The sequence below is a fragment of the Acinetobacter sp. Ac8 genome (genome assembly GCF_055392545.1).
Map to the genome: position 1 here is coordinate 3,201,200 of NZ_AP043689.1, position 25,333 is coordinate 3,226,532.

Here is a 25,333-nt window from a genome sequence, read left to right on the forward strand (position 1 = left end):
AGTGTAATGATCGACATGGATGTCATCTTCCCCTTTTACAAAGATCTCTAATAAATCTTTATCAGCTTTTTATTCATAGATAAAAAAAATCTAAATTTTTAGAAAAGATTAAACCTAAAGCCAATCATTGTGTTCTAAACAAAAGAAGCCTGAATATTCAGACTCCCTTATGATGCGCTTAATATTAATTTTGAAAATATTAGAGTCTATTGCTTATAATATTGCCTTATAACCCTTCAAGTTTTAGACGATTGACCTGTTGACGATAAAGTGACACAGGATCTGGTCCAAACCATGCTTTTAACCCTAAAATCTGATTGATTTCATCTAGGTGAGTTTGATTATAGTCATCTCGAATCACCTGTCCGAAATGTGCATTGCAACGGTTAACCAAACCATCATTGTCATTATTTTTATAAGATCTCGGTGCCATGGTGGAAATAGCGACATCAATGACATCAAGTAGATTGGTTGCTTGAGCTTTACCTGTCCACGAATAATGATAAACCCCATTACTGGTAATCTTCTGACCATTGCCACAATCAGATGGAATTGCTGCAGTTGGGAAACGCGCATTGAATTCAGCAGAACCCTTTTCACTTAATGATTTCAATGAGCGATCCAGACTAATTGGCAAATCAGGATTACCTTGTAGGAGTAGTTCCACTGGCGCAACAATATACTGTCCTAGAACGGTAAATAAAAATTTCTCACTAGGATTATCCAACATGTCATCTCCCACTTTGGACCCTTTAAACGTTCCAGCAACAGCAGTGAGTGAGGCAACTTTTTCAGGTGCAATCGCTTCAATATAACGAATGGTTGGTCCACCATGACTATGACCGATCAAATTAACTTTTGACTTTCCGGAGAGAGCCAAAACTTCATCTACTTGTTGTAGCAACTGCTCGCCACGAACTTCGGTGGATTCTAGTGGAGAAACTTGGGTTGCATAAACCGTCGCACCATTACGTGCCAAATCGGGAAGAACCTGATAAAAATAATCCATCCCAAAAGCTGTAGGACCGAGTCGAGTAAAACCAAACATCCCATGATTAAATACAACTGGGTATTTAGTTTTTGCATAATCAGAAGCCACATAGTTACTGCTAACGCTCTGTAAACCAGAAGCAAAAACTGGCATAGCCAATGTGGCCAAAGCCACAATACTAGCGGTGAGTAAAGTCTGTTTCATATATTTCCCTGCTATCTTGATTTCTTTTCTTTAGAAATCAGCATCATTCACGTTATAAATCCTCTATAACCATGCATTTTTTGTTTTTTGCATAGTGCTCCTCATAAATAAAGCTGTCATCTAAAAGCCTTATTTACTCAATCCTATTTACCCTCCTTGGTCATGGATATATTCAAAGTTCTACAAGCACATTTATTCTGGTTGATTGCATAAATGAAGTGACTGCATTTGTTTGGTTAAATCACGCAGCGTCCTTATATCTTGTAGTTTTGGCAGTTGTTGAATTTCTTCTTTTCGGCCTTTCTAAAAGCACATTAAATTATTTTTCCAGTTTTTAGCTTGTTCAATAGCTGAAAGACTTTCATGATCTATCACGTTTATTCACTTAACTGTGTAAATTTTGTAAGTCGCTTACTTATCTAATTAGTTCGCTAGCCTCTTCACTCAAAAGAAAGAGGTTTTGTAGTTGTTTTAAAGTTAAAGAAGCCCATTGATAATATTTAAAATATTCCTGAATCATATTATGGGGCGTTGATGATTTTGTTGTTTTGGATATGAAATGAACGAAAAGTAACTCATCAGTTCATTTTGCCAAGAGAAAGAGTTTTCAAGTGATATCCGGCTACAAAACCTAATTCGAGTCAATATTAGATTAAAGTAATTAATATAATGATAAAATCAACTATTAAAGATAACTCTATAGAATAAAATTATAAAAATCGAAGATTTTATAACCACATCTTAACATTAAAAACTATTCAATTCATCGAGCACCACACAAACAAGTCCAAAACATATTATAAATAAATTTAACAGGTGCATTTTTTGGATATATATTATTTTTATGGACGCGATATAGCCCAAAATCACAAGAAATATACACCATATCATTATCTTTAAATAATACATGACCTGGAATATATTTAAGATAGAATCCGCCTATATCCTCAAAAAATTTAAAATCAACCTTATCAAAAACTTCAATCATATCAACATTCACTGAGATATATCCATTACAATAATTGCATTTCCATTTTTCCATAACGGCACCAAATTAAAACTTAAAAAAACATGTGAATTTAATAAAACACATGTTTTAAAAAATCCATAAAAATAAAATACTTAAAAACTAACAATAAACAATATAAAAGAATAGTCTCCAACTATATAGTCTTAAACTTTAAGATATAATTCTATTTAGTATTAAAGTTGGAAAATTTTTCTGTTTCTTTATTTAATAATCGTTGAATTACAGTCCTTGTAACAGAATATTCCTTTGCTAAAGAATATACACTAAAACCCTTTTTAAATTTTTCAACTACTTCTCTCTTTTGATCATTATTTAGAATTTCAGGTCGCCCTACTCTTTTTACTGCATCACTTTTCAGATTGCTTTTTTTATTTCTTTTAAAATTCATTTCAAAATTTGCTCCCATTTTTATAAAATGAAAAAAAATTCTTTTAATATCTCCCTTTATTTCATTTCTAGAGTAATCCAAGCATATTAATATAATTTTCCTAGATTCAATTATATTTATAAATTCAGATATCTCTACAAAATTCGCCCCCAAACTATCAAGTCCTTTTATTATTAATATGTTATCTTCCTCCAAGCTATAATTAACTAAATTTACAATTTTATCTCTATAAAAAATTGGTGTATCTACAGCAACTTCCTCCCATATTAAGCGATTTTTTTGAATATGATAACCATACTTATTAAAAAAACTATAATATTCGTTTAAATCTTCTTTAAAGCCTGGCTCAACACGTAAATAAGCATATATTCTCATAAGGACACCCCTGTCATAAAAGTTAACTACTTCTCATTTTACATAGTTTTTATATTCTATAAATATGTATAAAAAAAATTAATATTAATCATTATATTAAACACATTATTAAACATATGCTTGTTTTTAATCATAAAAAAAATAAGATAAATTAATTTTAAAAAACATATATTTATAAAAAAAATTAAAGAAAATATTTTTTGTATCTAAAGCATTAAAAAATATATTTCACTTAAAAATCACTCTTTATTCATATTAAACTTTACTAAAATAAAATTTTATGAAAATTAAATTCCATGAATCTACAATTTATGAAGCACTATCAAACCTCTTACTTTTCAATCAAAAAAAACACAAGAATAAATAAAAATAAAATCAATACAAATAGCACTATAAAATTCAAATCCTATATTTTATCAAGAATTAAACAAATATCACGTCAATGTGTAAAAAAGAGCTTTATCTTAATAAAAATAACCATATCTGTATTACATATTAAAACATGAACCATTTATTAATAATTATAATTTTCAACAACACATTATAAAAATATAAACCAGATAAAATCTGTATTAACGTGAAATATGGTTATTAAAACCACTCCATTATGAATAAAAAAAATGACGCCTAGGCGTCATTTTTTTGAATAAAATACTTTTAACCAATTATTATTTGGTGATTTGCAAGTAACGTTTCCAAATCAGTATGAACATTATTTAGAGTTACTAATGGCGTGTAATTTGTACCACCAACCAAACCATCACGGTCTATACTCACTACAGTATTATTGCCAACTTGAGTTACACTAAGATAATTTGCAATAGTATCTCCTGCATCTATTGTTGCTATACCATTAATATAATGAGCAGCTCCATCTGTATCAGCAGTATAGCCAACCAATAAGTCCTTAATGTCAATAATATCAGCGTTAGGTGTAGCCTCAACAGTACCCACTTTAAAGCCATTCACAATATCTGAACCATTACCACCAGTTGCATCAGCACTATTGAGTAACTTGTACATTAAGGTATCTTGTCCACCACTCCCTAAATTAAAGATATCATTGCCACCACGACCATTGAAATAATTGTTGAGCGCATTACCAGTCAGTACATCATTACCAGACCCACCTGCAATTCCTTCAATATTTTTAAAAGTTGCAGTACCAAATCCAGTGTTCTGAGCCAATGTATTCGATAAATCCACAACAATTGCTGTACTGCCTGCAAGTTTATAATCAACAATATCTAAACCGCCTGTATTACTCCACGATTTAACACCTGAAATAGTTGTTGTGCCGCCAGCACCGTTATAGATATCATTTCCTAATGTCGCAAAGAATGTATCGTTATAACCTGTACCAACAATCCCGTTAGCCTTATTGGCATTTGCTACATTATTACTAGCTTCAGTAGTCAATACATAGGCATTATTTGATTCTGTTGCTTTTAATCCAGCCCAAGCCGCATTTACAATTTCAACAGTATTAGTACCAACTGTAGCTACACCGCCTACATCAGCCGCAGCATTATTTTTCTGACGTAAAATCACTGCACTATATGATTTTGATGCATCTAAATTATAGAAGTCAACAATTGCTGTACTGTCATTCGTTTGGTTACCTGATTGAGCATTGATGATTTGCGTAGAAACGACTAAACCTGTGGACTCATCGATCAATTGGACAGTATTGCCATATAGAGAATTAATCCCTTCTTCATCAAGTATTCTTAAATGAATACTTGTTCCATAAGCGACATTGTTTTTATTCTCTATATAAGTTGTTTGCCCATTTACAGTAAAGGCCAACAAATCACGGTCACCATCCCAGTCAATATCAATAGCAATTGCGCCAGTAACTGGTCCACTATTTGTTCCAGTTGTACTACTGGTCCCAATCGTCGTTTTACCAATTTGTGTTAATAAATTATTGGTCGTAAAACTCACAACCCCACCAGAACTGGTATTGGTATACAAGTTAATTGGTCCAGTATTAGCTGCATTTGTTACACCGCCATTATTACCCATACCAGGTAATTCAATGATATCCATTTTACCATCGTGATTCCAATCTAATGCTATAGAGGCACCACCAGCGAGATTATCAGTAAAGACATATTTACCTGCAGCAGTAGGATTACCAATTCCATCATTATTTGGATCACTAAATATCAGCTTACCGGTACCATCATTGAAATAAATACGACTTGCATATTCACCTGCATTATTAGCACTACCTGAAGCAGCAGTATCACTTTCACTACCACGACCTAAGAATAGATCCATGAAACCATCACCGTTGAAATCGGCCCATGTCATGGCAACACCATTACCAATACCTGGATCATCATCTGTACCACGTTGAAATACATTTTCAACAATCTGATCGACGTTCCAAGCATCAGTATTGGTTCCTTTGGCAATTACTAGACGTGCTTGGTTAGTGCTAAGTGCGCCAGTTGCACTAATTCTAGAACCATCAGCAACAATGTTTTGACTATGCATTACAAAATCAATAATGCCATCATTATTAATGTCTACTCCTGAAAGCTCCATATCTGACTGGGATTGATCAGGTCCAATAGGCTGATGAGTACTATTAGCAGAATAGTCAGTTGCAAAATTACCATCCTTCGACATTCCAAAAACAGTTCCATCATTATTTAAAACAATTTGAGAACCATACCCACCTCTAATAGCACTATCATTTGGTGTTTGATCACCAATAATCATATCGACTAAACCATCACCATTTTTGTCAATTGCCATGATACCGCCATACCAACTCCATGTGTTGGCACTACCATCAGTATTTGCATCCCCTGCGAAGCCCCCTGTTTGAGGGGCATTAGTAAACGCACCTACTTGATACGCTGTATAAGTAGTTCCGTTATAGTAGAACATTTGTTGACCATCATCATATCTATTATCAACCGCAAATAGATCCATTAAACCATCACGATTGAAATCAATGAATGTAGCATTTTGAACATAATTTTGCGTGTTGTAGCCTGTCCCACCATTATTACTTACTAAAGAAGTGCTAGCAAAACTTCCTAATGTTGAAGAAGATGTTCCATTTGCATCTAGCATTGTTTGATTCGTATGAATACGCCAACTACCATCTTGACCAATGGTTACAGCTGTTGCTTTTTGGTCAGGATCACCTCCGCCTGCACCAACTGTCACCACAGGTGTAGCAGCGACGATCAGTTCATTTGTCGTATCATCTTGAGTAATTACTCCAGTTGAGTTCTTCAATACAGCTGAAACATTATAAGTGCCAATATTCAAGGCATCAGCATTAGGGACTTGCACATACCAAGTGTTATTTAATGGATCAATAACAACAGCACCTGTTTGAGATGAGTAAGTCTTACCATTTACGGTTACTTCAAGGTATTCACCTGGTAAGATTTTAAAACCTGTTGATCCACTAATAATAGGTGTAGTGTCTAAGGTGTTTTGAGTATTAATATTTACTGTTAAATCCACATTAATCAAAAAGTTATTACTTTGTGAACCAAGATTTCCAGCAGTGTCTACTACTCGTGCATAATAGGTATATGATTGACCATCACTTAGATTAGAACTGACCTCATAAGTCCATGCTGTTCCAACTGTATTTGCATATCCTAGGAAACTTGTATTTCCACCATTCACCTGATAAACAGCAATTTGCTCACCAGCTCCCAATGTAGAATTTACGGTACCATTTAATACAGGAGTACGATCATCTGTTGTTGAACCACTGTTAAAGTTACCTGTAATTCCACCAACATCATCGGTATAGTTTGTGATTGTTACCAACTGAGTCGGTGCAGTTATATCAATCACAATTGCCTGACTATCTGTACTTCCAACGTTACCTGCTGCATCAATGACACGTGCTTGATAAGTAAAATTGCTACTATGGACAACAGCATCAACTAAACTCCATGTTGTACCTGTTGTAATTGCATCAACCCACGTAATACCGCCATCACTTGATACTTGTACTTTTTCTCCAGCACTCAAAACGCTAGTTAACGTACCGCTGACAGTTAAAGTCGTATGATGTGTGCTGAGAAAACAGGAGGTTTTAACTTGGTAAACTATAGACACTCATCAGGAGTTTACCATGAGCAAGAAACAGAAGACTTACACCGCAGAATTTAAAGTTGAAGCAATAAAATTGATTGAAGCCAATCAAGGCAATGTATCGGAAACAGCCAGACAACTTGGCATTTCAATGCAAACTCTTTCAAATTGGAATAATAAAGCAAAGACTGGCACCTTAGCAGGCACTAAACAATATTCACCTGATCTAAATGCCTTACTCGAAGAAAATAAAAAGCTCAAACAACAGCTCAAAACAGCTGAAATGGAACGTGAATTTCTAAAAAAGGCAGCAGCGTACTTTGCGAAAGAAAGTCAGTAAGGTACGCCTATATGAAACAGCAAAGATATTTATTCCCGATTAGCTTTATGGCTAGATTACTTCACGTTTCAGTGTCACGATTTTATGATTGGCTAAAACGAGGCATGAATAAAAGATTGGTTCAGCGAAATCAACAGACAATTTTGGTCAAAATAGCTCATGAGGAAACTAAACAAAGCTATGGCTATATTCGATTAACTAAGCATTTACAAGCGCAAGGTATCAAAATCAGTACGTATGCTGTACGTCAAATAAAAAAGCTCAACCAGCTGTATTGTAAGCGTCATAAGCGTTTCAAAAGAACTACGAAGAGTGATCATAATCGAGCGATCTACGCAAATTTACTAGAGCAACAGTTTTCAATGACTAAGCCCAATCTTGCATGGTCAAGCGATATTACATACATTTGGACTGCTGAAGGTTGGTTATACTTGGCAGCAGTAAAAGACCTGTACACGAAACAAGTGGTTGGCTATAGCTTAAATGAGCGTATGACCGCACAACTTGTTTGCAATGCACTGACTATGGCGATTCGTAATCAAAAACCAACGAAAGGCTTAATTATTCATTCGGACAGAGGCAGCCAATATTGCAGCCATGAATATCGAAAGATACTGGAAAAATGTGATTTTCAAGGTTCAATGAGCAAACGTGGGGACTGTTACGATAATGCACCGATTGAAAGTTTCTGGGGCATACTCAAGAATGAATTAGTGCATCATTGCAACTATAAAACCAGAGATGAAGCTAAAGCAGATATTACAAAATACATTGTGTTATTTTATAATCAGCGAAGAATTCAAAAGAGTTTGGATTTTAAAACGCCAAATCAAATAGCAGAGAACTTTTATCGGTTAGCTGCCTAGCATATCCCAAGTGAAAGTCTCCTGCTAATTCAGCACATATCAGTATCACTAGTTTCAAAGTCAGTACTTGATATACCTGTATCTGTACTAATTGCAGTAATATCTACCACTGATGTAGGTGGAGTGGTATCAATCACTATTGCTTGACTATCTGTACTTCCAATATTACCTGCTGCATCAATAACACGTGCTTGATAAGTAAAATTGCTACTATGAACAACAGCATCAACTAAACTCCATGTTGTACCTGTTGTAATTGCATCAATCCAAGTTATCCCACCATCATTTGAAATTTGTACTTTTTCACCAACATTTAATGCTGTGGTTAATGTACCGCTGACAGTCAAAGTAGTGTCACTGGTAATAAAATCTGTGCTTGATGTACCAGTATCTGTACTTATTGCTGTGATATCAATCACAGATGTTGGTGCAGTGGTATCAATCACAATTGCTTGACTATCCGTACTTCCAACATTACCTGCAATATCAATGACACGTGCTTGGTAAGTAAAGTTACTGTTATGAGCAACAGCATCAACTAAACTCCATGTTGTACCTGTCGTGATTGCATCAACCCACGTTATACCGCCATCATTTGATACTTGTACTTTTTCTCCAACATTCAAAGCAGTTGTTAACGTACCGCTGACAGTTAATGTTGTATCACTCGTAATAAAGTCAGTACTTGATGTGCCAGTATCTGTGCTAATTGCTGTAATATCAATCACAGATGTTGGCGCAGTGGTATCAATCACTATTGCTTGACTATCTGTACTTCCAATATTACCTGCTGCATCAATAACACGTGCTTGATAAGTAAAATTGCTACTATGAACAACAGCATCAACTAAACTCCATGTTGTACCTGTTGTAATTGCATCAATCCAAGTTACCCCACCATCATTTGAAATTTGTACTTTTTCACCAACATTTAATGCTGTGGTTAATGTACCGCTGACAGTCAAAGTAGTGTCACTGGTAATAAAATCTGTGCTTGATGTACCAGTATCTGTACTTATTGCTGTGATATCTACAAGGTTTGATGCACTAGGAGCAGTTGTATCTAAAGTAATAGTATAAGCCCCAGACGATACACCCACATTTCCTGCTGCATCTTCTACTCGTGCTATGTAACTATAAGTCGTACCATCAACTAAGCCATTATCAGCATAGGTCCAAGTTGTACCAGATACCGTTGCTGTGCCAACCTTCACACCATCACGATATACCACAACAACTTCACCTGAACCCAATGCAGTGCTAATCGTACCCTCAATACTTGGCGTTACATCATTTGTTGCTCCGTTATTCGCAACGATACCTGTTTGTGGATCAACATCATCGATTACTTGAGTAATTACGGTCGTTTGTGTTGGCGCTAAAGTATCAACAGTAATTGTATATGTTGAAGATGCTGGGCTTTGGTTACCACCCGCTGTTTCAACACGTGCTGTATATACATAAGTATTGCCGTTACTTAATCCACTGTCATTAAAGGTCCATGTTGTACCTGTAACTGTTGCTGTGCCAATCACCACACCATCACGCAATACTACAACTGTTTCTGTACCTGTAAGTGCTGTTGAAATTGAACCTGTTAATTGCGGTGTCGTATCATTTGTTGCACCATTATTGGCTACAACACCCGTTTGCGGAGCAAAGTCATCTATTACAGACAAGATTTGTACAGATTGACTTGAACCACTGGTATCTACAGAAATCGCATAGTTGTTCGATAACGAACCTTGGTTACCCGCCGCATCTTCTACTCGCGCTGTATAGGTATAGGTTGAACCACTCGCCAAACCTGCATCAGCATAGGTCCAAGTTGTACCAGATACCGTTGCTGTGCCAACCTTCACACCATCACGATATATCGCAACAACTTCACCTGAACCCAATGTAGCACTAATCGTACCTTGGACTTCTGGCGTGTCATCATTGGTGAAAGCACCATTGGCAACATTTCCTAAACCTGGGGCAACGTTATCAACAACTGTTGTTATCGTTGTGGTTTGTGTTGGTACTATGGTGTCAACAGTAATTGTATATGCTGACGATGCTGGGCTTTGGTTACCACCCGCTGTTTCAACACGCGCTGTATATACATAAGTATTGCCGTTACTTAATCCACTGTCATTAAAAGTCCATGTTGTACCTGTAACTGTTGCAGTGCCAATCACCACACCATCACGTAATACTACAACTGTTTCTGTACCTGTAAGTGCTGTTGAAATTGAACCTGTTAATTGCGGTGTCGTATCATTTGTTGCACCATTATTGGCTACAACACCCGTTTGCGGAGCAAAGTCATCTATTACAGACAAGATTTGTACAGATTGACTTGAACCACTGGTATCTACAGAAATCGCATAGTTGTTCGATAACGAACCTTGGTTACCCGCCGCATCTTCTACTCGCGCTGTATAGGTATAGGTTGAACCACTCGCCAAACCTGCATCAGCATAGGTCCAAGTTGTACCAGATACCGTTGCTGTGCCAACCTTCACACCATCACGATATATCGCAACAACTTCACCTGAACCCAATGTAGCACTAATCGTACCTTGGACTTCTGGCGTGTCATCATTGGTGAAAGCACCATTGGCAACATTTCCTAAACCTGGGGCAACGTTATCAACAACTGTTGTTATCGTTGTGGTTTGTGTTGGCGCTACAGTATCAACAGTAATTGTATATGCTGACGATGCTGGGCTTTGGTTACCACCCGCTGTTTCAACACGCGCTGTATATACATAAGTATTGCCGTTACTTAATCCACTGTCATTAAAGGTCCATGTTGTACCTGTAACTGTTGCTGTGCCAATCACCACACCATCACGTAATACTACAACTGTTTCTGTACCTGTAAGTGCTGTTGAAATTGAACCCGTTAATTGCGGTGTCGTATCATTTGTTGCACCATTATTGGCTACAACACCCGTTTGCGGAGCAAAGTCATCTATTACAGACAAGATTTGTACAGATTGACTTGAACCACTGGTATCTACAGAAATCGCATAGTTGTTCGATAACGAACCTTGGTTACCCGCCGCATCTTCTACTCGCGCTGTATAGGTATAGGTTGAACCACTTGCCAAACCTGCGTCAGCATAGGTCCAAGTTGTACCAGATACCGTTGCTGTGCCAACCTTAATACCATCTCGATATATCGCAACAACTTCACCTGAACCCAATGTAGCACTAATCGTACCTTGGACTTCTGGCGTGTCATCATTGGTGAAAGCACCATTGGCAACATTTCCTAAACCTGGGGCAACGTTATCAACAACTGTTGTTATCGTTGTGGTTTGTGTTGGCGCTACAGTATCAACAGTAATTGTATATGCTGACGATGCTGGGCTTTGGTTACCACCCGCTGTTTCAACACGCGCTGTATATACATAAGTATTGCCGTTACTTAATCCACTGTCATTAAAAGTCCATGTTGTACCTGTAACTGTTGCAGTGCCAATCACCACACCATCACGTAATACTACAACTGTTTCTGTACCTGTAAGTGCTGTTGAAATTGAACCTGTTAATTGCGGTGTCGTATCATTTGTTGCACCATTATTGGCTACAACACCCGTTTGCGGAGCAAAGTCATCTATTACAGACAAGATTTGTACAGATTGACTTGAACCACTGGTATCTACAGAAATCGCATAGTTGTTCGATAACGAACCTTGGTTACCCGCCGCATCTTCTACTCGCGCTGTATAGGTATAGGTTGAACCACTTGCCAAACCTGCGTCAGCATAGGTCCAAGTTGTACCAGATACCGTTGCTGTGCCAACCTTAATACCATCTCGATATATCGCAACAACTTCACCTGAACCCAATGTAGCACTAATCGTACCTTGGACTTCTGGCGTGTCATCATTGGTGAAAGCACCATTGGCAACATTTCCTAAACCTGGGGCAACGTTATCAACAACTGTTGTTATCGTTGTGGTTTGTGTTGGCGCTACAGTATCAACAGTAATTGTATATGCTGACGATGCTGGGCTTTGGTTACCACCCGCTGTTTCAACACGTGCTGTATATACATAAGTATTGCCGTTACTTAATCCACTGTCATTAAAGGTCCATGTTGTACCTGTAACTGTTGCTGTGCCAATCACCACACCATCACGCAATACTACAACTGTTTCTGTGCCTGTAAGTGCTGTTGAAATTGAACCTGTTAATTGCGGTGTCGTATCATTTGTTGCACCATTATTGGCTACAACACCCGTTTGCGGAGCAAAGTCATCTATTACAGACAAGATTTGTACAGATTGACTTGAACCACTGGTATCTACAGAAATCGCATAGTTGTTCGATAACGAACCTTGGTTACCCGCCGCATCTTCTACTCGCGCTGTATAGGTATAGGTTGAACCACTCGCCAAACCTGCATCAGCATAGGTCCAAGTTGTACCAGATACCGTTGCTGTGCCAACCTTCACACCATCTCGATATATCGCAACAACTTCACCTGAACCCAATGTAGCACTAATCGTACCTTGGACTTCTGGCGTGTCATCATTGGTGAAAGCACCATTGGCAACATTTCCTAAACCTGGGGCAACGTTATCAACAACTGTTGTTATCGTTGTGGTTTGTGTTGGTACTATGGTGTCAATATTAATCGTATAAGAATTAGATACACCACCTGAAATTGATGCGGCATTTTGTACGTATGCTGTATAGGTATAACCCAACCCATTGCTCAGACCACTGTCATTAAAGGTCCATGTTGTACCTGTAACTGTTGCAGTGCCAATCACCACACCATCACGAACAACAACTACGCTTTCACCAACATTTAATGCCGCGCTAATTACACCTTCAATTAAAGGAGTCGTATCATTTGTTGCACCATTATTGGCAACAACACCAGTTTGCGGAGCAAAGTCATCTTGCACCGCAGTGATCATAGTCGTTTGTGTTGGGCCACCTGTTTGGATGGTTACACTGTAATCCGCTGAACTATTTCCTGTATTACCTGCCGCATCTTCAACACGTGCTGTATAGCTATATGTAGATTCACTTGCCAAGCCACTATCTGTATATGTCCAAGTTGTATTGGTCACTGTAGCTGTGCCGACTTTAACGCCATCACGATATACCGCAACAACCTCACCTGAACCTAATACAGTACTGATCGTACCTTGCAATTCTGGTGTTGTGTCATTCGTTGTACCACCATTAGCAACATTTCCTGTTTGCGGTGCAACATCATCAACGATGTTACTGATCACTACAGTTTGTGTTGGTGCACTGCTATCCACTGAAATACTATAGTTGGTAGAAATCGCACCACGGTTGCCCGCTGCATCTTCTACTCGTGCTGTATAAATATAAGTACTACCATCCACCAAACCAGCATCAGCAAATGTCCAAGTTGTACCTGTAACTGTTGCAGTTCCAACAACTGCTCCATCACGTAAAATAACAACTCGCTCACCACTGTTCAAACCAGCACTGATTGTTCCACCAAGTAATGGTGTAGTGTCATTGGTTGAACCACCATTAGCAACATTACCTAAACCTGGTGCAACATCATCAGTCACTGTTGAGATGATGACTGATTGTGTTGGTGCACTGGTATCTACGGAAACTGCATAGTTATTTGATACTGAACCTTGGTTCCCAGCTGCATCTTCTACTCGTGCTGTGTAAACATAATTTACGCCATCAGCTAAACCTGTATCTGCAAATGTCCAAGTTGTATTGGTTACTGTAGCTGTGCCGACTTTAACGCCATCACGATATACCGCAACAACCTCGCCTGAACCTAATACAGTACTGATCGTACCTTGCAATTCTGGTGTTACATCATTCGTTGTACCACCATTAGCAACATTTCCTGTTTGCGGTGCAACATCATCAACGATGTTACTGATCACTACAGTTTGTGTCGGTGCACTGCTATCCACTGAAATACTATAGTTGGTAGAAATCGCACCACGGTTGCCCGCTGCATCTTCTACTCGTGCTGTATAAATATAAGTACTACCATCCACCAAACCAGCATCAGCAAATGTCCAAGTTGTACCTGTAACTGTTGCAGTTCCAACAACTGCTCCATCACGTAAAATAACAACTCGCTCACCACTGTTCAAACCAGCACTGATTGTTCCACCAAGTAATGGTGTAGTGTCATTGGTTGAACCACCATTAGCAACGTTACCTAAACCTGGTGCAACATCATCAGTCACTGTTGAGATGATGACTGATTGTGTTGGTGCACTGGTATCTACGGAAACTGCATAGTTATTTGATACTGAACCTTGGTTCCCAGCTGCATCTTCTACTCGTGCTGTGTAAACATAATTTACGCCATCAGCTAAACCTGTATCTGCAAATGTCCAAGTTGTATTGGTTACTGTAGCTGTGCCGACTTTAACGCCATCACGATATACCGCAACAACCTCGCCTGAACCTAATACAGTACTGATCGTACCTTGCAATTCTGGTGTTACATCATTCGTTGTACCACCATTAGCAACATTTCCTGTTTGCGGTGCAACATCATCAACGATGTTACTGATCACTACAGTTTGTGTCGGTGCACTGCTATCCACTGAAATACTATAGTTGGTAGAAATCGCACCACGGTTGCCCGCTGCATCTTCTACTCGTGCTGTATAAATATAAGTACTACCATCCACTAAACCAGCATCAGCAAATGTCCAAGTTGTACCTGTAACTGTTGCAGTTCCAACAACTGCTCCATCACGTAAAATAACAACTCGCTCACCACTGTTCAAACCAGCACTGATTGTTCCACCAAGTAATGGTGTAGTGTCATTGGTTGAACCACCATTAGCAACGTTACCTAAACCTGGTGCAACATCATCAGTCACTGTTGAGATGATGACTGATTGTGTTGGCGCACTGGTATCTACGGAAACTGCATAGTTATTTGATACTGAACCTTGGTTCCCAGCTGCATCTTCTACTCGTGCTGTGTAAACATAATTTACGCCATCAGCTAAACCTGTATCTGCAAATGTCCAAGTTGTATTGGTTACTGTAGCTGTGCCGACTTTAACGCCATCACGATATACCGCAACAACCTCGCCTGAACCTAATACAGTACTGATCGTACCTTGCAATTCTGGTGTTACATCATTCGTTGTACCACCATTAGCAACATTTCCTGTTTGCGGTGCAACATCATCAACGATGTTACTGATCACTACAGTTTGTGTTGGTGCACTGCTATCCACTGAAATACTATAGTTGGTAGAAATCGCACCACGGTTGCCCGCTGCATCTTCTACTCGTGCTGTATAAATATAAGTACTACCATCCACCAAACCAGCATCAGCAAATGTCCAAGTTGTACCTGTAACTGTTGCAGTTCCAACAACTGCTCCATCACGTAAAATAACAACTCGCTCACCACTGTTCAAACCAGCACTGATTGTTCCACCAAGTAATGGTGTAGTGTCATTGGTTGAACCACCATTAGCAACGTTACCTAAACCTGGTGCAACATCATCAGTCACTGTTGAGATGATGACTGATTGTGTTGGCACTGTTGTATCCACAACCACTTGAATCGGATCACTTGGAACACTGGTGTTACCCGCTGGATCTGTGATCGTATAGGTAATTTCATGTGGTCCTTCAGGTAATGGATTAACTGGCGTTAAGGTACCTGTAGTTGGATCATAAGTAGATGGAACTTCTACACCATCTACAATCAATGTTGGTTTGTCGCCTGGTGTCACTGGACCAATCACAATCCCTGGGGTCGTGTCATCCGTTTGTGTACCACCTGGGAACGTTCCTTGGTTATCACCTTGGTTGTCTACAAAGTCTGTTGGTGTTGTTGGTTTAGCTGGTGCTGTTGTATCCACAACCACTTGAATCGGATCACTTGGAACACTGGTGTTACCCGCTGGATCTGTGATCGTATAGGTAATTTCATGTGGTCCTTCAGGTAATGGATTAACTGGCGTCAAGGTACCTGTAGTTGGATCATAAGTAGATGGAACTTCTACACCATCTACAATCAATGTTGGTTTGTCACCTGGTGTCACTGGACCAATCACAATCCCTGGGGTCGTGTCATCCGTTTGTGTACCACCTGGGAACGTTCCTTGGTTATCACCTTGGTTGTCTACAAAGTCTGTTGGTGTTGTTGGTTTAGCTGGTGCTGTTGTATCCACAACCACTTGAATCGGATCACTTGGAACACTGGTGTTACCCGCTGGATCTGTGATCGTATAGGTAATTTCATGTGGTCCTTCAGGTAATGGATTAACTGGCGTCAAGGTACCTGTAGTTGGATCATAAGTAGATGGAACTTCTACACCATCTACAATCAATGTTGGTTTGTCACCTGGTGTCACTGGACCAATCACAATCCCTGGGGTCGTGTCATCCGTTTGTGTACCACCTGGGAACGTTCCTTGGTTATCACCTTGGTTGTCTACAAAGTCTGTTGGTGTTGTTGGTTTAGCTGGTGCTGTTGTATCCACAACCACTTGAATCGGATCACTTGGAACACTGGTGTTACCCGCTGGATCTGTGATCGTATAGGTAATTTCATGTGGTCCTTCAGGTAATGGATTAACTGGCGTCAAGGTACCTGTAGTTGGATCATAAGTAGATGGAACTTCTACACCATCTACAATCAATGTTGGTTTGTCACCTGGTGTCACTGGACCAATCACAATCCCTGGGGTCGTGTCATCCGTTTGTGTACCACCTGGGAACGTTCCTTGGTTATCACCTTGGTTGTCTACAAAGTCTGTTGGTGTTGTTGGTTTAGCTGGTGCTGTTGTATCCACAACCACTTGAATCGGATCACTTGGAACACTGGTGTTACCCGCTGGATCTGTGATCGTATAGGTAATTTCATGTGGTCCTTCAGGTAATGGATTAACTGGCGTCAAGGTACCTGTAGTTGGATCATAAGTAGATGGAACTTCTACACCATCTACAATCAATGTTGGTTTGTCGCCTGGTGTCACTGGACCAATCACAATCCCTGGGGTCGTGTCATCCGTTTGTGTACCACCTGGGAACGTTCCTTGGTTATCACCTTGGTTGTCTACAAAGTCTGTTGGTGTTGTTGGTTTAGCTGGTGCTGTTGTATCCACAACCACTTGAATCGGATCACTTGGAACACTGGTGTTACCCGCTGGATCTGTGATCGTATAGGTAATTTCATGTGGTCCTTCAGGTAATGGATTAACTGGCGTCAAGGTACCTGTAGTTGGATCATAAGTAGATGGAACTTCTACACCATCTACAATCAATGTTGGTTTGTCACCTGGTGTCACTGGACCAATCACAATCCCTGGGGTCGTGTCATCCGTTTGTGTACCACCTGGGAACGTTCCTTGGTTATCACCTTGGTTGTCTACAAAGTCTGTTGGTGTTGTTGGTTTAGCTGGTGCTGTTGTATCCACAACCACTTGAATCGGATCACTTGGAACACTGGTGTTACCCGCTGGATCTGTGATCGTATAGGTAATTTCATGTGGTCCTTCAGGTAATGGATTAACTGGCGTTAAGGTACCTGTAGTTGGATCATAAGTAGATGGAACTTCTACACCATCTACAATCAATGTTGGTTTGTCACCTGGTGTCACTGGACCAATCACAATCCCTGGGGTCGTGTCATCCGTTTGTGTACCACCTGGGAATGTCCCTTGGTTATCACCTTGGTTGTCAACAAAACCCTCTGGTGTTGTTGGTTTAGCTGGTGCTGTTGTATCTTTGCTATTTTTATGATCATTATGAGCCCACCACAGTATCCCTGCTGCTGTTGTAGGAATGAAAGACCATGCCAAAGGCCCAGCAACAGAGTCGTGATAAAGAAGTGGTTCTATATTTTCAATATATCCATATGTAATATTATCTAATAAAGCACCATTTGCATCACTAAATTGTACCCATAAAAGCTTATGTTGATCATCTTCAAAAACCAAACTATTTTCGGTTTGGTAATTTGTATTATTAAAGAAATTCTCAATAACAATATGTTCACCATTTTTAAGAGTAATAATAGCACTATTACCACTCTGTTCTATTTTTAAAACATCCTCTTTATTTATTTTTAATACAACCACAGACGCCTCAGATAAAGAAACTTTACTTTCATTTATCTCCATCAGTGTATTATGCGTTTCTTTTGAAATTACTTTTATATTAGACATGTAATAACCCTCCAGGGTTTTAATCACAAAGTAAATTAAAAACAAGACTTTATTAGCCCATTACTATTTGTTAATATTAAATCTAAATTTAGCCATTTCAACATGACCAATAATTAAAAACATGAATTGCATCACATTTTTTATACATGATTTTATTTTTAAAAAAAATTTAATATAAAACAATATTTTATAACTACATTTTAAAATTATTTATTTTTTTTATGCATTTAATTATGATTTAAACATAAGCAATTTAACAACATGGATTTTAAATAAGGTATTAAAATATTAAAACGATATAATTTTAATACCTTATTTTTATTTACCTCTCCCTTAAAGCCTCTTTAGCTTTATTAAACGGTTTAAGCAAATAGTCTAATATCGATTTTTCACCTGTTTGAATATCAACAGTAGCAACCATACCAGGTGTAATATTAAATACAACTCCATTCTTATTATATAGTTTATCGGCGTCAGTTCTAATATAAACACGATAATAAAACTGATCTTGTTTTACCTCATCACGAATAGTATCTGGAGAAATTACTGTTACTTTTCCTTTTAGCCCACCATAAATAGAATAGTCATAGGCTGTAATTTTAACGAGAGCATCTTGTCCAGGATGAATGAATGCAATATCTCTTGGAGAAATGCGAGCTTCTATTAATAACCGCTCATCCAAAGGAACTATGGTCATTAGCTTACCATTTTGAGGGATAACTCCTCCTTGAGTTGTCACAGCAATCTCCTTTACAATTCCACGCATAGGCGCTTTAAATGTTGTTCTATTTAAAGTATCTGTACGTCCTCTTACAACTTGAAGTTGTTGCTCAGTATCAGCATTTGCTTTTGAAAGTTCCTCACGTGACTTAACGTAATATTGATTACGAGCATCATTAATTTTATTTTGTAAATCATTAGCTTCACGCTTTAAACGCAAAACCTCTACTTCACTGGCGGCACCTTTAATTACTAAAGGCTCTGTCATCGCTAACTCTTGTTTTACAAGTTGCAATGCCTGTTTCAAGCCCGAAATTGAGCTTTCAAGATTTACTCTCCTAGAATTATATAGCGCAGTTTCAGCCTTTATTAACTCGGAATCCTTTTTTACTTCTTCAGGAAAAACTAGTGGTGTATCATTAACTTCTGATCTCAATCTCGCAGCTGTAGCTTGAGAAGCAATGAGCAATGATTGAGACTCTCCAACATTTGAAGCAAAACGTGTAGGATCAAGCTGAGCCAATACTTGTCCCTTTTTGACAATATCACCCTCCTGAACATCTAATTTTGTTAAAATACCACCTTCAAGTGACTGAATTATTTGTTCTTTTGAAGAAGGAATTACTTTTCCAGTGCCTGTCGAAACTTCTTCAAGATTAAACAACCATGCCCAAATGAATAAAACCAACAAACCTATCCCAATAATCCAAATCACTAAACTAGCGCTTGGTAATGGTGGTTCTTTATAAGAAACTTTGGTAGAACGCTCAGGTAATTGAACTTGATTATTCATGAACGTGCTCCTTTCTGAACTTGTGCAGGAGCTGATGTAGAAGATTGATTTAGAATTTGATCTCGTGGTCCATCCATTACAATCTTACCGTCACTGACCACAATTATCCGATCCACCAATTCCAATACTGCACGACGATGCGTTGCTACAACCAACGTTTTTTGCCCTAACCATAATCTTAAATGATCGATTAATATTTTCTCTGCAACATCATCAATTGATGCAGTAGGTTCATCTAATAGCAATATATTAGGATCACGTATTAGAAGCCTAGCCAATAATAAAGCTTGCCTCTGACCACCAGAAAAACCTATCCCGCCTTCCAAAATCAAATGATCTAAGCCTTCTTTTTTCTCTTCAACAAAATTTAATGCCCCAGTTACCTTTAATACACTAAAGATGTCTTCATCACTTGCCAATGGTGCCCCCAACTTCAGGTTTTCCCGAATCGTGCCATAAAATAAATGTGCATTCTGATTCAGCAATCCCATATCACGTCTAACATCTGCGGGATCGATTAGCCCCAAATCCAAACCATCTAAATTAATTTTACCTTGTAATGGAAACTGCATTCCTGAAAGTAGCTGCAATAGCGTTGATTTACCTGCTCCATTGCGCCCCAATATGGCAATTTTTTCACCTGCTTTTATATTTAAATTAGAAATAGTTAAAGCAGTTTTAGGGTCATCTGGACTATATTGAAAAACAACATTTGTTAGAGAATATTCGCCATAGATAATAGGTTTTTGAATTAAATGTTTTTCATCAGGTTGATCAACTGGCTTTTTCATTAATTCATCTAAACTTCTCTTTGCAACCTTCGCTTGCTGTAAACGACCTAAAACACCAGTGATTTGTGAAATTGGTGCAAGCATCCGTGAAGAAAGGATTGAACATGCAACTAAAGCACCTGTCGTCATATCACCTTTTATTACAGCAAAACAGCCAACTAAGACCACAATTGCATAGGTAAGCCCTTGAATTTTCTGTGTCCAAGCCGTGAGCACCCCAACAATTTTACGCTGTCGCATACTGATATCAGATGAAACCTCATTCATATGATTCCACTGATTTTGGAATCGAGATTCAGCACGTAATAGCTTAATATCCTCAATTCCTTGTACTGTCTCAATTAAAATAGCATTTCGAATAGACGATTCACGCATACCTTCTTGTGCCAACTTTGCTAATGTCTTTTGCATTAATATCCCAGGTACAATTATTAGTGGAACGACCAAGACCATCACCCAAAATAGATCTCCACCAATCAACCAAAAAATGACAAGGAACAAAAAGAAAAAAGGTAAATCCGCAATCGCACTAATAGTCGTAGACGTAACCAGTTCACGAACACCTTCTAACTCTCGTATTTGAGAAATAAAAGTCCCTGTTGACTTCGAACGTTCATTATTTTTTATACGTAGCGCATGTCCAAAAACTCGATCTGATATTTTTAAATCAGCCCTTTTTCCAATAACATCCGAAAGATAAACTCGAGAAACACGCAGGACAAACTCAAAAATTGCAGCCAATAAAACACCACCAGCAAGTACCCACAAGGTTGGGTAAGATTGTGAAGGGACTACACGGTCATAAACTTGCATTGAAAAGATAATCGTGGCTAATGCCAAGATGTTTGCGATTAATGAACCAAACATAACATCGATGTAACGCTTCCAATCTTTTAAAACAATCGACCAAAACCAACTTGGCTTATATGGCTTAATATATTCATCTACACGGGCGTCTGGTATTGATGTTTGGGGCCTAACTATATAAATATGATGAATAAGTGGGTGAAGTTGCGCCATACTAAAACTTTGGGATAAACCTTGCTCCTCACTAAATTGAATATTTACATTACCTGCAGTATCCATTTTATCTATAACACCAATCAGACCATCTTTGAATTCAACAATTACTGGTAAGCGCCAGGGATGTAGAAAATCTTGAGAAAAAGTAATTTTGCGAAAGCTCATTCCCATCTGACGACAAATTAGAAATAAAATATCATCTATATGTTGATTTTTATTCCAATCAAGTTGTAGTCGGATACGCTCTTCTGATGGTTCAATACGATAATGTTTTGCAATAATAAGTACTGATTGCAACCATGGTTGATAATTCGTTATTTGACTCATGGCTGTACCTCAAACCCTTGTATTGAAATATTATTAATTTTGTATACCTGACGTGTACGACCAGTAACTTGCACATATTGCAGTAAGCTGGCATAAATATCATAGCGAGCTGTTTCCATTTCATTGTTAGCCGAGTGAATAGCCATTTCTGCATTCAATAAATCCAATACAGAGCGTGTGCCTAATTTATATTGCTCTTGATAAAGTTCTCTTGTTTTAATACTCGTTAACTGTCTTTCACCCAAAACCCGCATTTGACTCTGTTTACTTTCAATGTTTTCACGTGTTGTACGTAATTGATCTAAAATATCTAAATAGACTGCCTGTACTCTTGAGCGTGCAGCTTGCTCAGCATAACCCGCTGATTTGACCTGGGCTGAAATTGCCCCTCCTTGATAAAAATTACTTGTTGCCTCAACCATTACGGAACTATATAGCCCATTATCTTTATTATTATTTGGATTCACGCCATTCAATGCTTGATTTAGAGAACCTTTTACAGAAAAAGTTGGATACCGACTAAGATCCGTCTGTTTTTTTTGATATTTAGCAACTTCAACCTCCGCTTGAGCTTCAATTATTTTAGGAACCGTATTAAACTCAGGGTCAGCATATAAATCAGACAGCTTCACGAGATCATCAGGAATGCTCCAGCTTTTATTTGTAATATCAAAGCCAATTAAAGTCGTCAAACGTTGTTGGTACTGTCTTAATAGAGACTTTTGAGCAATCAAATTAGATTCGGCTGATTGCAAATAGGATTCGGCTTGAATAGGATCGGCTTGACTGCTAATTCCGGCTTTTGCACGCAAATTCGCTATATCTAAAATTCTTTTAATCCCAATAATTTGCTGTTCACCAATCTGAGTAATTCTTCTATAGCGCTCAATATTAATGATCGATGATGCGGTTTGATAAGCAATATCATCAATACTCACCAGTACGTTTGCTTGTTGAACACTGAGTTTAGCGCGTTGTGTATCTACACTTGATTTCACTTTTCCAAAATCATAAAACATTTGTGTAGCACTTAAATTTAATAACTGACGTCCTCTCTCACTAGAACTTAAATCTCCGGTCACAACACCTCCTGATAATTGAGGATAATATTGTGATTTAGCCACATCTATATTGGCATTTTGAGAAGAAAGCACAGATATAGCTTGGCTAATTTCAGGATCTCGTTGAATTGTCATTTTCACAGCATCCAGTAGACCAATTGGGTTTTGTGAACGCATAGAAATATCTGCGTTATGAGTTAGATTTGTGGGTTCGTTTGGAACAATTGTTGATAACTCATAAGCTGAATTTTGACCGAATTTAAAATCACTTAACTGCTTAAATTGCACAGTTTTATAAGTTTCATCAGGTTTAGGCGCGAAGATTTTATTTAAATTTGTGACTTCTGAACTAGCTTCTGAAGAATGGACAACTATCATAAAAAATAAAAAACACTTACTAATTTTAAATCTAGAATATATTCGAATTTGCTTATGACGATTAAAAAGATACATCTACAAATAAGCTCAAAAAAATTATTGGACATAATAGTCTCGGCCTAATTTTAAGTAATTTATTTTTTAAAATTACTCAAAAAACAAAAATAAATATTTGAAATCAAAAGAAATAAAATCGTTTAATTTTCATCAATGTTTAAAACACCAACAATAAAGTACATAACATTAGTCATAATTTTTAATTTTACTTTGAGAGTTATGACAATTTCTTTGATCAATGAAATTTTAAAAATAAACAACTTAAAATCTTTAGAACCCGCCATAGATAAAATAATATAAATAAATTTTCTTCCATTATTCATTAAACATCTAAATATCAACATTTTAAAACACAATAAAAAACATATTTAAAAATCATCCAGCACTACTTATTGATTTTTAAATATTTTTTAAAAAAAAAATTTAAAAAAAACCACATACCCTTTAAATATTTTAAATTATTCATATAATAAAAATCATCTTAATTATTATTTATCAAACACTTCATTAATAATAATTATGAAACAAATAGTTCAATGAGTTTTAAATATGAAAAGACCATACAATAAATTTTTGCCTTTAGCAGGAGATCCTAACTTAGAAAATTCGCCATTTCATTGGATTTCTCAAGTTCATACTCAATACATTCAAAATATTGATTATGCATTGAAAATATATGGTTTAGATAATTCACGTCGCCAAATTTTGCTGGCGTTAAAATCAAAAAATAATGCAAGCGTATCAGATTTATCTAAAATAATGATTTGTAAAATATCAACTACGACTAAAATTGTTCATCGCTTAAAAAATGAAGGATTAGTTGAAACATCAACCTGTAAGATAGATGGCCGATTTACACGCGTCACATTAACTAAAAAAGGTGATTATGCTATTCAAAATATTAATACACTAAACCATATTATTATAACACAATCTTTTGATGGACTAACGCCACTACAAATCGAAAATTTCTTAGAGACCCTTAAGCATATTTTTAAAAGGCTTTCAAATTAATCACTCAACAAAACTCCAGACTATATTCATTAAAAATTTATTATAATTTTAAAAACCAACTATTAAAAACCTAAATTATAATAAAAATTTGTAAAATCATTAAACTCTAAATGAGGTTCAAATGGAAAGCACTTTAAACCTAATATATTTCCTTATAGACAATAAAATTAGAAGCAATTTTAATGGAATTTACAGTTTTTATGGAAAAACTAAATATTACCATAAAAATATAAATTTCATTACTTACAGTCAAGTAACCATAATAATAAATCAAAACACCCCTAGTAAAATAATTATTTTAAAAAGCAATGTTTTTATTTCAGAAAATTGTCAAAAATACAAATACAATACTGAGAAAAACTGCTTAAAAATTACAAGCAACCCATTAAAAATGAAAGGTTTTTATAAAATAGAAATATTTAAAATTTAATAAAACATAAAAACATTAAGATTAAAAACACATTTAAAGAGACTCATAAAACGAATATTACCTCATTTACGTCAGAAAAATTTCCTGAAGAAAATAGATGATTTAAGCTTTGACGAATTGCAGTCAATGACTGGTTGCGAATTTGATTGATGCAACAGTTTAAATAGTCCTTAGTCACTCATGAAAAGAGAGCAACTTACATGACAAAATTTTTGAATGGAAGCTATTAGGCAACATAGGTTGTATAAAAATAATTTTGGAAACCCGCACTCATCTTCTAATTAAATAGATTTGAA

General features: G+C 37.1%; 12 protein-coding genes. 3 read left to right on the forward strand and 9 right to left on the reverse strand.

The window, feature by feature from the left end; all coding sequences use genetic code 11:
• Nucleotides 1–226: 226 nt before the first annotated feature.
• The 4 genes from ACZ5QH_RS15250 to ACZ5QH_RS15265 all read right to left on the reverse strand — a co-directional run bounded on the left by ACZ5QH_RS15250 (nucleotide 227) and on the right by ACZ5QH_RS15265 (nucleotide 7,092).
• Nucleotides 227–1,195, reverse strand: a complete 969-nt coding sequence (locus ACZ5QH_RS15250; protein ID WP_004822959.1) for an esterase/lipase family protein — start codon at nucleotides 1,193–1,195, stop codon at nucleotides 227–229.
• 763 nt (nucleotides 1,196–1,958) lie between these two features.
• A complete protein-coding gene (locus tag ACZ5QH_RS15255) occupies nucleotides 1,959–2,237 on the reverse strand; it encodes a hypothetical protein (RefSeq protein ID WP_303577151.1) in 279 nt (92 codons plus the stop codon).
• A 151-nt stretch (nucleotides 2,238–2,388) separates the two neighbouring features.
• Entirely contained in the window at nucleotides 2,389–2,988 is a 600-nt protein-coding gene (locus ACZ5QH_RS15260) for a recombinase family protein (protein ID WP_303577150.1), read from the reverse strand.
• A 657-nt stretch (nucleotides 2,989–3,645) separates the two neighbouring features.
• Nucleotides 3,646–7,092 carry a beta strand repeat-containing protein gene (locus ACZ5QH_RS15265; RefSeq protein WP_303577149.1) on the reverse strand — a complete coding sequence of 1,149 codons (3,447 nt, stop codon included), beginning with the start codon at nucleotides 7,090–7,092 and terminating at the stop codon, nucleotides 3,646–3,648.
• 16 nt (nucleotides 7,093–7,108) lie between these two features.
• On the opposite strand from ACZ5QH_RS15265, the gene ACZ5QH_RS15270 reads away from it, so the two are divergent.
• Nucleotides 7,109–8,274, forward strand: a protein-coding gene (locus ACZ5QH_RS15270) for an IS3-like element ISAba21 family transposase (RefSeq protein WP_085947552.1) whose coding sequence is annotated in 2 segments (ribosomal slippage) — nucleotides 7,109–7,367 and nucleotides 7,367–8,274 — 1,167 coding nt in all. Because the reading frame shifts where the segments join, the coding sequence is not laid out codon by codon here.
• 29 nt (nucleotides 8,275–8,303) lie between these two features.
• On the opposite strand, the gene ACZ5QH_RS15275 is transcribed toward ACZ5QH_RS15270, so the two are convergent.
• From ACZ5QH_RS15275 to ACZ5QH_RS15295, 5 genes are all read right to left on the reverse strand, one after another.
• On the reverse strand, nucleotides 8,304–18,443 hold the full coding sequence (locus tag ACZ5QH_RS15275; protein ID WP_464016715.1) for an Ig-like domain-containing protein: 10,140 nt from the start codon (nucleotides 18,441–18,443) through the stop codon (nucleotides 8,304–8,306).
• 322 nt (nucleotides 18,444–18,765) lie between these two features.
• Complete coding sequence (locus ACZ5QH_RS15280; RefSeq protein WP_303578037.1) at nucleotides 18,766–19,956, reverse strand: HlyD family efflux transporter periplasmic adaptor subunit; 1,191 nt, start codon at nucleotides 19,954–19,956, stop codon at nucleotides 18,766–18,768.
• Nucleotides 19,953–22,097, reverse strand: a complete 2,145-nt coding sequence (locus ACZ5QH_RS15285; RefSeq protein WP_151803499.1) for a type I secretion system permease/ATPase — start codon at nucleotides 22,095–22,097, stop codon at nucleotides 19,953–19,955. Before ACZ5QH_RS15285 ends, ACZ5QH_RS15280 begins: the two co-directional genes overlap by 4 nt.
• Nucleotides 22,094–23,611, reverse strand: a complete 1,518-nt coding sequence (locus ACZ5QH_RS15290) for a TolC family protein (RefSeq protein ID WP_419761948.1) — start codon at nucleotides 23,609–23,611, stop codon at nucleotides 22,094–22,096. The genes ACZ5QH_RS15285 and ACZ5QH_RS15290 overlap by 4 nt, the downstream gene beginning before the upstream one ends.
• 122 nt (nucleotides 23,612–23,733) lie before the next feature.
• A complete protein-coding gene (locus tag ACZ5QH_RS15295; protein WP_464016716.1) occupies nucleotides 23,734–23,916 on the reverse strand; it encodes a hypothetical protein in 183 nt (60 codons plus the stop codon).
• A 226-nt stretch (nucleotides 23,917–24,142) separates the two neighbouring features.
• On the opposite strand from ACZ5QH_RS15295, the gene ACZ5QH_RS15300 reads away from it, so the two are divergent.
• Nucleotides 24,143–24,607: a MarR family winged helix-turn-helix transcriptional regulator gene (locus ACZ5QH_RS15300; protein WP_151803248.1), complete on the forward strand. Its 465-nt coding sequence runs from the start codon at nucleotides 24,143–24,145 to the stop codon at nucleotides 24,605–24,607.
• A gap of 121 nt (nucleotides 24,608–24,728) precedes the next feature.
• Nucleotides 24,729–25,037: a hypothetical protein gene (locus ACZ5QH_RS15305; RefSeq protein ID WP_303578036.1), complete on the forward strand. Its 309-nt coding sequence runs from the start codon at nucleotides 24,729–24,731 to the stop codon at nucleotides 25,035–25,037.
• Nucleotides 25,038–25,333: the final 296 nt, after the last annotated feature.

Excerpts from the sequence above, each read along its gene's own strand:
- ACZ5QH_RS15250 (WP_004822959.1), bottom strand. The coding sequence starts at position 1,195 with ATGAAACAGACTTTACTCACCGCTAGTATTGTGGCTTTGGCCACATTG.
- ACZ5QH_RS15280 (WP_303578037.1), bottom strand. The coding sequence starts at position 19,956 with ATGAATAATCAAGTTCAATTACCTGAGCGTTCTACCAAAGTTTCTTAT.
- ACZ5QH_RS15295 (WP_464016716.1), bottom strand. The coding sequence starts at position 23,916 with ATGAATAATGGAAGAAAATTTATTTATATTATTTTATCTATGGCGGGT.
- ACZ5QH_RS15300 (WP_151803248.1), top strand. The coding sequence starts at position 24,143 with ATGAAAAGACCATACAATAAATTTTTGCCTTTAGCAGGAGATCCTAAC.
- ACZ5QH_RS15305 (WP_303578036.1), top strand. The coding sequence starts at position 24,729 with ATGGAAAGCACTTTAAACCTAATATATTTCCTTATAGACAATAAAATT.
- ACZ5QH_RS15290 (WP_419761948.1), bottom strand. The coding sequence starts at position 23,611 with ATGTATCTTTTTAATCGTCATAAGCAAATTCGAATATATTCTAGATTT.
- ACZ5QH_RS15275 (WP_464016715.1), bottom strand. The coding sequence starts at position 18,443 with ATGTCTAATATAAAAGTAATTTCAAAAGAAACGCATAATACACTGATG.
- ACZ5QH_RS15255 (WP_303577151.1), bottom strand. The coding sequence starts at position 2,237 with ATGGAAAAATGGAAATGCAATTATTGTAATGGATATATCTCAGTGAAT.
- ACZ5QH_RS15285 (WP_151803499.1), bottom strand. The coding sequence starts at position 22,097 with ATGAGTCAAATAACGAATTATCAACCATGGTTGCAATCAGTACTTATT.
- ACZ5QH_RS15260 (WP_303577150.1), bottom strand. The coding sequence starts at position 2,988 with ATGAGAATATATGCTTATTTACGTGTTGAGCCAGGCTTTAAAGAAGAT.